13 protein-coding genes are annotated in these 14,786 nt (G+C 70.7%); 5 read left to right on the forward strand and 8 right to left on the reverse strand.

From position 1 onward, the window contains the following. Together ACYU7L_RS10830 and ACYU7L_RS10835 are read right to left on the reverse strand one after the other, a co-directional pair. A partial coding sequence (locus ACYU7L_RS10830; RefSeq protein WP_460796132.1) for a clostripain-related cysteine peptidase occupies window positions 1-1,716 on the reverse strand: 1,716 nt, incomplete at its 3' end. A 76-nt stretch (window positions 1,717-1,792) separates the two neighbouring features. Further along, the gene (locus ACYU7L_RS10835) at window positions 1,793-2,680 is read right to left on the reverse strand and encodes a sterol desaturase family protein (RefSeq protein ID WP_460796134.1); all 888 of its coding nucleotides are present in this window, start codon (window positions 2,678-2,680) and stop codon (window positions 1,793-1,795) included. 114 nt (window positions 2,681-2,794) lie between these two features. Here ACYU7L_RS10835 and ACYU7L_RS10840 point away from each other — a divergent pair, with 114 nt between their 5' ends. From ACYU7L_RS10840 to ACYU7L_RS10850, 3 genes are all read left to right on the forward strand, one after another. Then, window positions 2,795-3,418: a TetR/AcrR family transcriptional regulator gene (locus ACYU7L_RS10840; protein ID WP_460796136.1), complete on the forward strand. Its 624-nt coding sequence runs from the start codon at window positions 2,795-2,797 to the stop codon at window positions 3,416-3,418. Between the two features lie 59 nt (window positions 3,419-3,477). Next, complete coding sequence (locus ACYU7L_RS10845; RefSeq protein WP_460796140.1) at window positions 3,478-5,679, forward strand: putative bifunctional diguanylate cyclase/phosphodiesterase; 2,202 nt, start codon at window positions 3,478-3,480, stop codon at window positions 5,677-5,679. 133 nt (window positions 5,680-5,812) lie between these two features. Further along, complete coding sequence (locus tag ACYU7L_RS10850; protein WP_460796142.1) at window positions 5,813-7,165, forward strand: short-chain fatty acid transporter; 1,353 nt, start codon at window positions 5,813-5,815, stop codon at window positions 7,163-7,165. A 10-nt stretch (window positions 7,166-7,175) separates the two neighbouring features. On the opposite strand, the gene ACYU7L_RS10855 is transcribed toward ACYU7L_RS10850, so the two are convergent. From ACYU7L_RS10855 to ACYU7L_RS10870, 4 genes are all read right to left on the reverse strand, one after another. Next, window positions 7,176-7,682 carry a gluconokinase gene (locus ACYU7L_RS10855; RefSeq protein WP_460796145.1) on the reverse strand — a complete coding sequence of 169 codons (507 nt, stop codon included), beginning with the start codon at window positions 7,680-7,682 and terminating at the stop codon, window positions 7,176-7,178. Beyond that, window positions 7,682-9,064 carry a GntP family permease gene (locus ACYU7L_RS10860; protein ID WP_460796147.1) on the reverse strand — a complete coding sequence of 461 codons (1,383 nt, stop codon included), beginning with the start codon at window positions 9,062-9,064 and terminating at the stop codon, window positions 7,682-7,684. Before ACYU7L_RS10860 ends, ACYU7L_RS10855 begins: the two co-directional genes overlap by 1 nt. Before the next feature lie 45 nt (window positions 9,065-9,109). After that, window positions 9,110-9,979, reverse strand: coding sequence for an alpha/beta fold hydrolase (locus ACYU7L_RS10865; protein ID WP_460796150.1), 870 nt, complete (start codon window positions 9,977-9,979; stop codon window positions 9,110-9,112). A gap of 89 nt (window positions 9,980-10,068) precedes the next feature. Beyond that, window positions 10,069-11,265: a cation:proton antiporter domain-containing protein gene (locus ACYU7L_RS10870; RefSeq protein ID WP_460796152.1), complete on the reverse strand. Its 1,197-nt coding sequence runs from the start codon at window positions 11,263-11,265 to the stop codon at window positions 10,069-10,071. Window positions 11,266-11,393: 128 nt separating this feature from the next. On the opposite strand from ACYU7L_RS10870, the gene ACYU7L_RS10875 reads away from it, so the two are divergent. After that, a complete protein-coding gene (locus ACYU7L_RS10875; protein WP_460796155.1) occupies window positions 11,394-11,864 on the forward strand; it encodes a MarR family winged helix-turn-helix transcriptional regulator in 471 nt (156 codons plus the stop codon). A gap of 183 nt (window positions 11,865-12,047) precedes the next feature. Next, complete coding sequence (locus ACYU7L_RS10880; protein WP_460796158.1) at window positions 12,048-12,617, forward strand: DUF305 domain-containing protein; 570 nt, start codon at window positions 12,048-12,050, stop codon at window positions 12,615-12,617. A 43-nt stretch (window positions 12,618-12,660) separates the two neighbouring features. Here ACYU7L_RS10880 and ACYU7L_RS10885 read toward each other — a convergent pair whose 3' ends face one another. After that, window positions 12,661-13,326, reverse strand: a complete 666-nt coding sequence (locus ACYU7L_RS10885) for a potassium channel family protein (protein ID WP_460796161.1) — start codon at window positions 13,324-13,326, stop codon at window positions 12,661-12,663. Next, on the reverse strand, window positions 13,319-14,689 hold the full coding sequence (locus ACYU7L_RS10890; RefSeq protein WP_460796163.1) for a TrkH family potassium uptake protein: 1,371 nt from the start codon (window positions 14,687-14,689) through the stop codon (window positions 13,319-13,321). Before ACYU7L_RS10890 ends, ACYU7L_RS10885 begins: the two co-directional genes overlap by 8 nt. Window positions 14,690-14,786 lie beyond the last annotated feature (97 nt).

Consider the following 14,786-nt stretch of genomic DNA (forward strand, 5'->3'; position numbering starts at 1 on the left):
GCCGGACACCTCGTCATAGGTGTAGAGCGTCTCGCTGACGAACTCGCCGGTCTCGACGTCGAGCACGATCGAGAGCAGCGCGTCCTTGGGGTCGGTGCGGTCGGGGTCGGTCGAGGCGTAGTAGGTCATCGGGACGTCGAAGAAGCCCGTGGACAGGTCCTCGCTGAGGTCGAGCTCGACATAGGCGTACGCCGAGTCCTCGCCGTCGCTGATCTCCATCAGCGTGAGGTCGTAGTTGCCGGACGCGGTCGGCGCCTCCCCGCTGTCGTCGAAGTCGGCGATCTCCTCGCCGAAGTAGGTCAGCGACCCGTCGTCGTTGACCAGCGCATAGCTGATGGTGGCCTCGGTGATGTTGTCCAGCGCGGCCGGGTCGAACGTGCCCGTGAGGGTGATGCTGCCGTCGTCGTCGAAGCTGACGTCCGCGCCGGCGTCGGGGTCGACGAAGGCGGGCTGCTCGGCGGCGGGGATGGCCTCGCCGGCGTTGTAGTAGCTGTCCAGGAACCCGTCCCAGGTGCCGGCACTGGCGACGTCCTCGTAGGCCGGGTCGGCGAGACCCGCGACCGGCGGGAGATAGATCGACAGCCCGGTGGCGCCCTCGGTGCCCTTGCCCTCGACGTCGTCGATGACCGCGGCGTCCAGGGCGCCGGTGACGGCGTCGGCCTGGTCCGCGACCTCGGGGGCGGCCTCGCCGATCGAGGAGGCGAGCAGTCCGAGGTCGCTGAGGTGCTTGTCCTGGGTCTCGTCGGGGCTCTTGCCGAAGGCCAGCGTCGAGGCCTCCGCCTGTCCGACGGTCGCCGCCACGTCGCCCGCCTGCTCGGCCAGCTCATCGGCGAAGGCGGCGACGGCCTGGTCGACCTCGTCCATCTTGGTCAGGTCGACCAGCGAGAGCGTGATCTGCTCCTGGGTGCCCTGCTCCTCGGCCTGGCCGGCGAAGCCGGCCAGCAGCTCCTTGCCGAGCTCGTCGACGCTCGTGTCCGGGTCGTCGGCGAGCACCTGCAGCGAGCGGTAGTCCCAGCCGTGGCCGGGCTCGAGCTCCTGCGAGGCGACCATCCGGTCGGCCAGCGGAGCGACCGCGCTGGCCACCTCGTAGTTGGCCATCAGGCAGGCGTCGAAGCCCAGCAGGTCGAGCTTGTCGACGCCGGCCTCCTCGAGCCCGGCGGAGATCGCTTCGGTCATCTCGGCCAGGTCGAGCACGTCCCAGTCGCTGCCCTCGTCGGGCCCGATCCCGGGCCACGACGAGCCGTGGTCGGAGATGATCAGCGCATAGTTGCCGGCCCGGTTGTCCTTGATCCCGGCGGCGATGAAGTTGGCGAGCACCGCCGGGTCCGCGGAGTTGACGTCGCCGAGGTCCTCGACGACCTCGCTCGCCCCGTCCGCACCGATGTCGAGCACCCGGCCGCCGACCCAGTCGCCCTGGTCGAGCAGCGGGTCCTCGCCGTACCCCGCAGAGCGGTCCATGAACTCGCGCACGTGCAGGTTGTCGTTCGAGCCGACCTCGCCGATCTCGTTGACGTCGGCGACCATGAACGGCTCGAGGTTGGTGTCGGCCATCGAGTAGTGCAGCACCGTCCAGCCATCGCCCTCGCGGCCGGTGTGCTGCACGGCCGATTCATCGGAGTCGGAGTCGGAGCCGCCTCCGCCGCAGGCGGCGGTGAGCAGGAGCAGCGCCGAGGAGGCGACGAGGAGGCGCATCGAGCGCGCGGGGAGGTGAGGCACTGCTGAACCGTAGGGTTCCGGCGCACTTCCCACGGCCTCGCCGGACGAAAGTTGACCGACGTGACTAGTCCGGTCCTCACCCCACCGACGCGAGCTCCTCGACCGCCGGTCGCCACCCGGGCGGCCCGAACACGTAGCCCAGCTTGTCGCGCATCGTCGGCGCCCGCCGCACGTCGCGCGCGATCGCGGCGTACTCGTGGGTCTGCAGGCGGAGCAGGTGGTGGGTGCCGACCGGCGAGGTGAGCCCGTACGTCGGGCGGTGCAGCTCGGGCTGGAAGGAGCCGAAGACCCGGTCCCACACGATCAGGATCCCGCCGTAGTTGCGGTCGAGGTACTCCGGGTCGCTGCCGTGGTGGACGCGGTGGTGCGACGGGGTGTTCAAGACCAGCTCGATCGGGCGCCACAGGGTGCGGACCCGCTCGGTGTGGACGAAGAACTGGTAGACGAGGCTGATCGAGAAGCCGAGGAAGATGAGCGCCGGCGGCACCCCGAGCAGGGGGAGCGGCAGCCAGAAGACGATCTCGTGGGTGTTGTTCCACTTCTGGCGCAGGGCGGTGGCGAAGTTGAAGTACTCGCTCGAGTGGTGGGCCTGGTGGGTCGCCCACACCAGCCGGACCCGGTGGGCGACCCGGTGCGCCCAGTAGAAGAGGAAGTCGACGCCCAGCACAGCGAGCGCCACGCTCCACCACGCGTCGACCGGCAGCTGCCAGGGGGCGACATAGGCGAAGAGCACGGCGTAGAGCACCAGCGCCCCTGTCTTCTGGATCGTCATCGTGACGGTCGACACCGCGCCGGTCGCGATGCTCGCCAGGGCATCGGAACGCGAGTAGCTGCCGGGCTCGCCGTCCTCGAGCAGGCGCGCGGCCAGCGCCTCGATCGCGATGAAGAGCAGGAAGAACGGCGCGGCGAGCGCGACGGGGTCGCGCAGTGGCTCGGGGATCGAGCCCCAGAAGTCGGCGAGCATGACGGCCCTTCCTCGGACGTGACGGCGGTCACGCGACGATAATTGACCGCTGGGTCAATCGGCAAGACTGACTGCAGGGTCAATTCGGCCGGCGACGACCGTAGGGTGGGCGCCATGGCCAAGGACCGCTCGGGACACGTCGGCACCCGCGGCATGCCGCGCGCCGAGCGGGAGGCGCAGATCCTCGACGCCGCGATGGCGGAGTTCGGCGAGCGCGGCTATCACCAGGCCTCCGTCGACGCCATCGCCGCGCGCGCCGGGATCTCCAAACCGCTGGTGCACGCCTACTTCGGCACCAAGGAGCTGCTCAACGTCCGCTGCGTCGAGTCGCTGACCGAGCTGCTGCTCGAGGTGATCGTGCCGGTGGTCGACGGCGGGGCCGAGCCGGGGATGACGATGGCGCTCGAGACCATGCGGACGATCTTCGAGACCCTGCGCGAGCGGCCCCAGGACTGGATGGTGCTGTACGACGTCTCGCTTCCGGCCGGCACGCCGGTGCACGCGGCGGCCACCCTGTGTCGCGACCGGATGACCGAGCTGGGTGCGGTCGGAGCACGCGCGGCGCTGTCGCGTCACGCGGGCGACGAGGTGGACCCGCTCGAGGCCTCGATGATGAACCACGTCTGGCAGTCGGTCGTCACCTCGCTGATGACGTGGTGGTTCGAGCACCCGGAGCAGACGCCTGCCGAGCTCACCGCCCGCTTCGGTCGTGTGCTCAGCGCCCTCACTGACGTCTGAAACCCGCGGTCTCTGGAAGCAGCGTCTACGCTGTGCTGCGATGGCGTGAGGGGGGTCACATGACGCTGGGGCATCCGGAGCGGGCACTCACGCGCGGTGGCGCGACTCCGGTCCGCGTGCTCTGCGCCGTGCTGATCCTGGCCCCTGTGCTCGCCCTGGGGCTGGCCGGGCTGGCGGGCGCGACCCTGCCCCAGCTCGAGCTGCTGGCCGCCTGCGCCGCGTTCGCCGCACTGATGGCGGGTGGGCTGCTCACTGCGGGCCCACGCCGCCACGCCATGCCGGCGCTGATGGCCGTGATGGTGATCTACGTCGTCCTGCTCTGCGTGGTCGCGGGCACCTTGGGGTCGGTGCTGAACGGCCCGCCCTTCTTCTCCTACCTCGCCTGGGCGATCCCGGTCGCCTTCGTCGTGCTGCCGCCCGGGAGAGCGCTGCTGATCTCCGGTTGGGCCGTGTTCTGCGCCATCGTGATGACCTGGCTCGCCGGGGACGTCACCTCCTGGGAGGACGCGGGGCGGGTCGGCCTCATCGTCACCACCCTGGTCGTGATGTTCACCGTGACGGCGGTGCTCGTCCTGCGCCTGCGCCGCAACACCGAGCGGCAGTGGATGCTCGCCGAGTTCGGCCGGCGCGCGCTGGGGCACGCCGACGAGCTGGCGCTCGTGGCCGATGTCGAGGCGACCGCACGGCGACTGATCGGCCGCGAGGTCACGGTCTCCATCAACTCCTACGGCGAGCGGGAGTCCGGACCGGGGGTCACGGTCCCCGTGCCGCTGGCCGCCGGCGGCTTCCTGCAACTGCACGCCGCACCGGCGGCGTCGTGGCAGGACGTGGACGACGACGCCCTGCACCTCGCGGGGCTCGGCGCGATCGCCGTACCGGCTCTGGAGCGGATCGCGTCGCTCGAGTCGGCCTCGCACGCGGCCCTGCACGACGCGCTCACCGGGCTGCCCAATCGTGTGCTGGCGCTGGATCGCCTCGAGCATGCCCTCACCCGCCGGGACGCGGCGGTGGCCGTGCTGCTGCTGGACCTCGACGACTTCAAGGCAGTCAACGACAGCTATGGCCATGTGGCCGGTGACGAGCTGCTCAGCCAGCTGACCGGCCGCCTGCTGACGACGGTCCGTCCGGGCGACACCGTCGCCCGCCTCGGGGGCGACGAGTTCCTGGTCGTCGCCGACGAGGTGGATGATCCGGTCGCCGCGTTCGGGCTCGCCGAGCGGCTCGCCGAGGCCTGGTCGCGGCCGCTGGCGGTCAACGGCGTCGAGCACTACGTCTCCGGGAGCGTGGGCCTCGCGCTGTCACACGCCGCCTCCACCCCCACCGACCTGCTGCGCGAGGCCGACGCGGCGATGTATCGCGCCAAGCGGACCGGCCGCGGCCGGGTGGAGCTGTACGACGAGCGGATGCGTGAGGAGGTGAGCAACGAGCTGGCCTTCGAGAGCGACCTGCACCGGGCCGTCGAGGACCACCAGCTGCGCCTGGTGTTCCAGCCGATCCTCGACCTGCGCACCGGTGAGCCGGTCTCCCTGGAGGCCCTCGCCCGGTGGACGCACCCGGTCCGGGGCGCCGTGCCGCCCGACCAGTTCATCCCCGTGGCCGAGCGGATCGGCCTGATCCGCGACGTGGGGGAGTGGACCATGCGGGAGTCGGCCCGGGTCCTGGCTCAGCTGCAGAAGTCGCGCGGGGGAGAAGCAGTGGGAAGGCTCGGCGTCACCGTCAACGTCAGCCCCGTCCAGATCGAGGATCCACGCTTCGTGAGCCTGGTCCAGGAGGTGGTCTCCGACTCCGGGCTGCCCCCAGGCTGGCTGGGTCTCGAGGTCACCGAGGGACTGCTGCTGGCCGACATCGAGGCGGCGGCCAAGGTCCTGGACGCGGTCCGGGAGGCGGGCGTGCGGGTCCTGCTCGACGACTTCGGCACGGGCTACAGCTCGCTGTCCTACCTGCACCGCTTCCAGCTCGACGCGATCAAGATCGACCGCTCCTTCGTGGCCCGGCTGGGGGTGGACCGAGCCGCTCGCGCGATCGTGGGCGCCGTGGTGAGAATCGGCGACGAGCTGGGGCTCGAGGTGATCGCGGAGGGCGTCGAGAACGAGGAGCAGTTCGACCAGCTCCGCCAGCTCAGCGTGGGCCATGCCCAGGGGTTCGGGCTGGGGCGGCCGATGCCCGCCGACGACGCCGGCGCCTGGCTCGACCGTGACCGGGCAGACGCGTCCTCGTGGACCGGCCGGATCGCCGTCAAGGGGATGCCCGGGACCGACTGATGCTGGGCGACGTGGACGCGGACGGCGAGACCGAGCCCGTGGACTCCTTGCCCAGACGTTGACGCGGCGGCCGCCGGCGGGAGAGGTTGCCGGGGAAGCCCGGCGCGGGCCCGGGCGCTCTCGGGAGGTCACCGTGTTGCGACGTGTTGCCGAAGGCTCGACCAGGATCGTGGAGAGGTGGATCCCCGGGTCCTTCTTCTTCGCAGTGGCGCTGACCGTCGTCGTCGCCGTGATGGCGCTGACGATGACGGACGTGGGTGCCAAGGAGCTGGTGCTCGGGTGGGGCGACGGCCTGGCCGGGCTGCTGGCGTTCATGACGCAGATCGCCCTGGTGCTGCTGCTGGGCTACACCCTGGCCAACCTGCGTCCGGTCCGCCGGCTGCTGGCCCGGGTGGCCGGTCTGCCGCGGACCCCGCGCGCGGCGTACGCCTTCCTGGTCGTGGTGGCGGGGCTGGCATCGCTGCTCAGCTTCGGCCTGGGGCTGATCGTGGGCGGGGTGATGGCCGTCGAGCTGGCCCGGCAGTTCCGCGACCGCGGCGTGCCGCTGCACTACCCGCTGCTGGTGGCGTCGGCCTACAGCGGCTTCGTCGTGTGGCACATGGGCTACTCGGGGTCCGGGCCGCTCAACGCCGCCACCGAGGGGGGTGTCTATGACACCGTCCTCGAGCGCGACCTGGTGCCGGTCTCCGAGACCACCTTCGCGGTCTGGAACCTGATCGCCGTCGTCCTGGTCCTCGGCCTGCTGGCCCTCGCCCTGCCGCTGATGGCGCCCCGTGACGGCCAGGTGCGCGAGGCGCCCGAGGCAGCGTTGGCCGAGGAGCCCGACGGCGTGCCCGTGGCCGCCAGCGAGGAGGGATCGCCCGCTGACCGGCTGGAGCGCTCCCGTGCCGTCACCGGACTGATGGGTGTGCTCCTCGGCATCTATCTGGTCGTGCACTTCATGGACCGCGGGTTCGACCTGACGCTCGACATCGTCAACTGGACGTTCCTGTGTCTCATCCTGCTCGTCGTCGGCAACGCGCGCGAGCTGGCCGGGCTGGTGTCTCGTGGTGGGCGCGCGGTCGGGGAGGTGCTCCTGCAGTACCCGCTCTATGCCGGGATCGCGGCGATGATGACCGTGAGCGGGCTCGTGGAGCTGCTCAGCGAGGCGGTGGTGGACGCGGCCGGGCCGCGGACGCTGGGGCTCTTCGCGTTCCTCGCCGCCGGCCTGCTCAACATGTTCATCCCCTCGGGAGGCGGCCAGTTCGCCGTCCAGGCGCCGATCTTCGCGACCGCCGCCGACGGCCTGGGCGTGGACCAGTCGGTCGTCATCATGGCGATCGCCTACGGCGACCAGTGGACCAACATGATCCAGCCGTTCTGGGCCGTGCCGCTGCTGGCCGTGGCCGGGCTCAAGGTGCGCGACATCCTCGGCTACACCAGCGTCGTCCTCGTCCTGTCCGGCATCGTGTTCGCCGGGACGCTGCTGGTGGTCGGCGCCGGGTGAGCCCTCCGCCTCACGGGGTGGCCCGCAGTGCCGCCTCGGCCCGCTCGACAATCTCGTCCACCGACGAGGAGACGTCCAGGGCGATCCCGCTCTCGTCCGGCTCCAGCTCCTCGAGTGTCTCGAGCTGCGAGCGCAGCAGGGAGGCCGGCATGAAGTGCTCGCGCCCCGACATCCGGTCGGCGAGGAGCGACTCCTCGCCATGGAGGTGGACGAAGAACGTGTCGGGATCCGCGCGGCGCAGCACGTCGCGATAGACCCGGCGCAGGGCCGAGCACATCAGCACGGTGCTGACGCCGGCCTCACGACACTCGGCGGTCCAGTCGGCCAGCGCCTCGAGCCAGGGCCAGCGGTCCTCGTCGGTGAGCGGACGGCCCGACGACATCTTGGCGATGTTGGCCTCGGGGTGGAAGTCGTCGCCCTCGGCCGACTCGAGCCCCAGGTCGGCCGCCAGGCGCAGCGCGACCGTCGACTTGCCCACCCCGGAGACGCCCATCACCACCAGGTGACGCGTCGCCATCAGAGCACCACCCACAGTCCCACGCTCAGGACGAAGGCGCTCAGGCCCAGGGTGGTCTCCAGAACGGTCCAGGTCTTCAGCGTGGTCTTCTCGTCCATGCCGAAGAGCCGGCTGACCAGCCAGAAGCCGGAGTCGTTGACGTGGGAGAGCACGGTCGCGCCGGCGGCGATCGCGATCACCAGTGCCACCAGCTGCGGGTCGCCCAGGTCGGCGGAGCGGGCGGCGGGCGCCAGCAGTCCGGCCGCGGTGGTCAGCGCGACGGTGGCCGAGCCCTGCGCGACCCGAAGCAGTGTCGAGATCAGGAAGGCCTGCAGGATCAGCGACATCCCCAGGTCGGAGAGTGACGAGCTCAGCGCCTCGCCGATCCCGCTGAGCTCGAGCACCCCGCCGAACATCCCGCCGGCGCCGGTGATCAGGATGATCGAGCAGATCGGCGCCAGCGCCTTGTCGAGGATCGTGGTCACGTCGGCCATCGAGCGGCCCGGCTTGCCCAGCACGAGGATCGCGACCAGCACGGTGATCAGCAGGGCGACCGAGGTGTTGCCGAGGAGCATCAGCGACTCCACCCAGGTGGCGCCCTCCTCGATGACGCCCGCGGTGACGAGGGTGTTGAGGACGGTGTCGAAGGAGATCAGCACCAGGGGCAGCAGCAGCAGGCCCAGTACGGTGGCGAAGGCCGGAGCCGGGCGTTCCTCGCCGGGGGTCTCCTCCATGTCGCCGAAGATGGTGGTGGGGAGGTCGACGTGGAAGCGCTTGGCGAGGACGCGCGAGACCAGCATCGCCCCGACGTACCACGACAGCACCGCGACCGGGGCACCGATGAGCAGCGTCAGCCCGATGTCGGCGCCCAGTCGCTCGGCCGCCGCGACCGGGCCGGGGTGGGGCGGGACGAGGGCGTGCATCGCGGCGAAGGCGCCGGCGGCGGGCAGCGCGTAGAGGATCAGCGACCCCCCGAAGCGGCGGGCCACCGTCATGATGATCGGCAGGAACACGACCAGCCCGGCGTCGAAGAAGATCGGGAAGCCGAAGAACAGGGCGGCGATGCCCAGCGCCAGCGGCGCGCGCCGTTCGCCGAACCGCCCGATGAGCGTGTCGGCCAGCACCTGCGCGCCGCCCGTGATCTCGAGGAGCCGACCGATCATCACCCCGAAGCCCACGAGCAGCGCGACCGAGCCGATCGTGTCGGCGAAGCCGAAGATGAGGGCGTCGGGCACGTCGCCGACAGGGATGCCCGCGGCCACCGCCGTCAGCACGCTCACCAGCACGAGCGCCACGAAGGCGTGCAGCTTGACCTTCATGATCAAGATGAGCAGCAGCGCCACGGAGGTGGCCGCGATCATCAGCAGGACGGCTGTGCCGTAGGCAGGTTCGATTGCTTCCACGGCCAGCACGCTGCCTCACCGAAGTGACGTGCGCAACAGGACCCGTCAGTAGTCTTCGGCTGCCGATGCTCCCGTGACGCGCCCCGTGACGCGCTCCGTGATCGCCCGTGCCAGGGCCTCGGGTGCCTCCTCAGGGATCCAGTGGGTCACACCGGGGAGTTCCACGAAGCGGTAGTCCGCGCTCACGTGGTCGCCGCACGCCTCGGCGGGCACCCGCCCGATCGCGGTGTCCTGGTCGCTCCAGACGAACGTCGTGGGCACGGTGACCGGCGGCAGCGACGCGAGGTCGGAGCGCATCGCGCGATACCAGGCGAGCGCCGCGGTCATCGCGCCCGGCTCCGCCAGTCGACGCACGTAGGTGTCCTGCTGCTCGACCGGAACCCCGGGGCCGTACATCGCCCGCAGCCTGCGTCCGTCGTCCTCGAGGAGCAGCTCCTCGGCGCGGCCCTCCCTCCGGAAGACCTGGATGTACGACGCGCGCTCGCGCTGGTCCGGGTCGTCGCGAAGCGCCGCTCCGTAGGCGGCCAGGTGGGGCACCGACACGGCGGTCAGGGTCTCGATGCGTTCGGCGTGGTGCGCCGCGACGTACCACGCCACCGAGGAGCCCCAGTCGTGGCCGACGAGGTGGAAGCGGTCCAGACCCAGGGCGTCGGCGAGCCCGATCACGTCGCCCGCGAGGACGTCGGTCGTGTAGGCGGCGACCCCCTCGGGTCGGGCGCCGGGGGAGTAGCCGCGCTGATCCGGCGCGATCACCCGCAGCCCGGCCTCGACGAGGTGCGCGGCCACCTCCCGCCAGGACAGCGAGGTGACGGGGAAGCCGTGCAGCAGCAGGACGGGCGTGCCGTCCTCGGGTCCGGCGAGGCGGACGTCGAAGGTCATCTCGCCTGCGGTCACCGGCACTGTCGTATCGAACATCAGGTCACTGTGTCAGGGTCACGTCGTCGACGCCACGGGCGGCTCGGTCGTCAGGCCCGGTCGTCAGGCCCGTTCGTCAGGCCCGTTCGTCAGGCACGGCGGAAGAGCGCTCTGCCCGGGGAGCCGGTGATCCCGTGGACGACGGTGCTGGTCACCACGAGCAGCGATCCGGCGGCCAGCACCGTCTCGGGGACGGCGAAGCGCTTGGCCTCCAGGGTCAGGTAGAAGAGCGCGGAGATCCCGATCGGGCCGAACCAGCCGAGGTAGAGCGCGTCCTTCAGCCGGAGGCCCAGCGGCCGAGCCAGCGCCAGCAGCACGGGAAGGCGCCGCAAGAGCAGCACCGCGACGGCCAGGGCCGGTCCACGCCACCCCAGGTCGGCCCACGCGGACCAGGGGATGACCGCGCCGAGGACGAGGAAGAGGGGAAGCACCGCGAACCGGTTCACGGCCTCGTCGAAGGACAGCTCCAGCGTGCGCTCGTGACCGGTCGCCACCATGTTGAAGGCGAGACCCCCGACGAAGACCGCCAGGACGCCGTCGGTCCTCAGCAGTCCCGAGGCGCCCAGGATCGCGAGGGCCAGCACCACGGTGAACAGCAGCGCGGGCCCGTGGGCAGTGGCCCCATGGGCCTCGCCACGGCGAAGGGCCTGTCCGCCCACCCAGCCCAGCGCTGCGCCGACCACGACCGCCCCGATCACCTGCCACAGCGACTCGGTGATCGCCCGGCCTGCGGTCAGCGGCCCGGCCACGGCCAGGGCGGCCAGCACCAGGGGCAGGGCGAGACCGTCGTTGGCTCCCGACTCGAGGGACAGGATCTCCCGGTCGCGCGCCGGCAGGTCCTGCTCGGCGGCCTCCCCGGTGACGACGCTGGACGCCAGGACCGGGTCGGTCGGCGCCACCGCCGCCCCCACCAGGAGCGCCGTCGCAACCGGCGCCCCCAGGATCACCCAGCTGAGCCCCGCCGAGACGGCCGCCATGGTGGGCATCGCCACGAGCAGCAGCACCGTGACCGGTCCCAGGCAGTGGCGGATGTCGCGCACCGGATAGCGCAGCGCGACCGCCATCACCGACACGGCGAGCAGGATCCGCGTGCCCTCGTGCAGTGACGCGTGCTCCGCCGTGAGGGGCGCGAGGTCGAGGGCGCCGGTCACCTCGCGCCCCAGGGCGATGCCGAGGATGAGGGCGAGCAGCGGCTCGGACAGCGGGAGGCGGCGGAGCCTCGCCGACAGGGCGGCGACCAGCAGGCCGAGGGCGCCGACACTGACGAGCAGCAGGTTCAGGTCCATGCCATCGGGGTGCCCGATCGACATGAGGCCAATCCGCCCACCAGCGAGTGACCTCGGACCACGTGTCGAACCACCTGCCGTCGACGTACCCTCGCACCGGCAAGGGACACGGAGGGCAGGAGGCGGCGGTGCGTGAGAGTGGAACGGTGCCGGAGGAGACCGTGGAGGCCTTCATCACCGCGAGCCGTGCCCTGGTCAGGGTGGCGGCGCGCTCCTTCGAGGTGGCTCCAGAGGTCACCCTCGCGCAGCACCGGATCCTGGTGCTGCTCGGCGAGCTCGGTGCCCGACGCATCCACCAGGTGGCCGACGAGCTCGGCGTCAACGCCTCCAACGCCTCTCGGCTCTGCGACCGCCTCCAGCGGGCCGGTCTGGTGGAGCGTGCGCGGTCGGAGACCGACGGGCGTGTCGTGTGCGTCTCCCTGACGGCGGCGGGGGAGTCCGTGCTCGCTGCCGTCACCGAGACCCGGCGCAGGGAGATCGCCGGCATCCTCGAGCGACTTCCCCCCGCCCGGATCCGGGACATGCTCGACGTCCTGCAGGACTTCAACCGCGCCTCGGGCGAGCCGCTCGACCAGGAGTGGGTGCACCACCTGCCCTAGATCGTTGCGCATGCGCATGGATCGCTTGCCCGCCGGGTACCCGGTCCCCATCAACTGCACCGGCTCCAGACCCAGGACGAGTAGGCCGCGAAAGGACCAGGTCCCATGTCATCGCATCACACCCAGCAGCCCTCACAGAGCAGTGATGAGGACAAGAGCAGGCAGGACTCGCATGAGCGGCGCATGTATGTGCGCTTCGCTCTGATGATCACCACGTCCACCGTGGTGATGTTCGCGCTGATGTACTCCAACGTCTTCGTCCTCGACCACGTCAGGTGGAGCGAGGAGCGCTTCTACATGGCGCTGCTGATGGCGGGGGCGATGGCCTTGGTGATGCTCGCGTTCATGCGGAGCATGATGTACAAGAACCGCGCCTACAACATCGTGATCGTCGCGGTCGCGCTGCTGCTCGGCGCCGGCGGACTGTACCTGTCCCGGTCCCAGGCCCTGGTCGACGACCAGGCCTACATGAACGGAATGATCCCGCACCACTCCATCGCCATCTTGACCAGCGAGCGGGCCGACATCGACGACGTCCGCGTCCGGAAGCTCGCCGACGAGATCATCGCGGCGCAGCGCAGGGAGATCAAGGAGATGGACTGGCTCGTCGAGGACATCGAGGAGAACGGTCCGGCCACCACGCAAGAGGAGGCGCGAGAGCGCCCCGTCCCGGACTTCGAGGGCAGTGCCTCCGCTCAGTCCGTCGAGGACAACCCGCTCGCGACGGCGATCCGGAAGCTCGGCTTCGCGTGATCGTCGGCGCGGGCGCAGTTGACGGTGGTGCGCTCGCCGGTCCTCAGGTCAGCTCGCTGAAGCGCTCGACCTTGGCCTGCGGACCGGACACGATCACGATGTCGCCCTGTCGCACCACCGTCGCCTCCGTCGCATGGGTGAAGTCGCAGCCGGTGCGCTTGACGCCGACGATCGTGACGCCGAACTTCGTGCGCACGCCGGAGTCCGCCAGGGTGACGTCGAGGATGCTGCGCGGCGGCGTGGTCTTCACGATGGCGTAGCCGTCGTCGAACTCGATGTAGTCCAGCATCCGGCCCCGCACCAGGTGGGCGACGCGCTTGCCCATGTCGTGCTCGGGGCGCACCACGTGGTGGACGCCGATCTGGCTGAGGATGCGGGCGTGGGAGTGGCTGATCGCCTTGGCCCAGACGTTGGGTACGCCGAGGTTCATCACGACCGAGGCGGAGAGCAGGCTGGCCTCGATGTCGTTGCCGACGCCGATCACGGCCCGGTCGAACTCGTTGACCGAGAGCTGGCGCATCGCCTCCTCGTTGGTGGAGTCGGCCTCGACCACATGGGTGAGTCTGCCGGCGAGCGACTGGACGATCTTGCGGTCGCTGTCGACGCCGAGGACCTCGGTGCCCTCCTTGACCAGCTCGAGGGCCAGGGATCGGCCGAAGCGGCCGAGGCCGATGACGACGACGCCGTGGGTGTGCGTGGACCTAGCCAATGATCGGCCGCCCTTCCGGTAGCTCGTACAGACGTTGCCGCTCGCGCAGCGCGAGAGCGGAGACCAGGGTGATCGGACCGAGGCGGCCCAGGAACATCAGTGCGGTGAGGACGAGGTGGCCGCTGGTCGGCAGATCGGCGGTGATGCCCGTCGAGAGTCCCACGGTGGCGAAGGCGGAGACCACCTCGAAGAGCACCTCGTGGGTCTCCAGCGCGGTCAACTCCATCAGCACGATCGTGGCCGTCATCACCGCGCCGACGGACAGCAGCGCCACGGTGAGCGCCTGGCGCGTCGCGCGGTCGTCGATGCGGCGGTCGAAGGCGTCCACGTTGCGCTCGCCGCGGACCTCGGCGTAGATCACGTAGAACAGCACCAGGAAGGTCGTGACCTTGATGCCGCCGGCCGTGCCTGCGGAGCCGCCGCCGATGAACATCAAGACGTTGGTGCCCAGCAGCGTGCTCTCGTTCATCTGCCCGTAGTCGAGGGAGTTGAAGCCGGCGGTGCGCGGCATCACGGCCTGGAAGAACCCGGCGAGCAGGCGCCCGGGGGTGTCCAGCGCGCCCAAAGTGGCGGGGTTGGTCCACTCGTTGACGGTGACGAAGAGGGTGCCGCCGACGAGCAGCACGACCGTCATCGACAGGGTCATCTTGGTGTGCAGGCTCCAGGTGTGGGGCCGGCCCAGCTCCTTGCGCAGCTCGAAGAGGACCGGGAAGCCCAGGCCGCCGAAGATGACCGCGACCGCGATCGGCAGACAGATCCACGGATCGCCGACGAACCCCATCAGACTGTCGGAGTAGAGCGCGAAGCCGGCGTTGTTGAACGCCGAGACCGCGTGGAAGACACCGTGGTAGAGCGCGGTCGGCAGCGACTCGTCGTACCCGATCCAGAAGCGCAGCGTGAGGCACAGCGCGGTCAGGGTCTCGAAGATCAGACTGACCTTCACCACGCCCGTGACCACCGACCGGACGTCACCGAGCCCGACCGCCTTGGTCTCGGCCGCGGCGGTGAGCCGGGTGCGCAACCCCATCCGGCGTGACACCAGCAGCCCCAGCAGCGAGGCCAGCGTCATGATCCCGAAACCGCCGACCTGGATCAGCGCGAGGATCACGCCCTCCCCGAAGCCCGACCAGTACGTCGGGGTGTCGACGACCGCGAGCCCGGTGACGCACACCGCGCTCGTCGAGGTGAACAGCGCCGTGACGATCGGGGCGCTCCCGTCGCCGGTGCGCGAGATCGGCAGCATCAGCAGAGCTGTGCCGAGCAGCACGGCACCGCCGAACCCGAGGACCACGGCCTGCGCCGGATGCCGGATCACCCGCCAGGGCGAAGGCCGGTGGCGCGAGAGTCCGACGATGTTGAACACGGCGGGTGACTTCCGCTCGCAGGGAGATGACGAGACAGCGTAGATCCAGCGCTCCCGGGGTCGGCACTTGGGACCATCGGCCCTGTTTGCGGACGGG

The sequence above is a fragment of the Nocardioides pacificus genome (assembly GCF_054775955.1).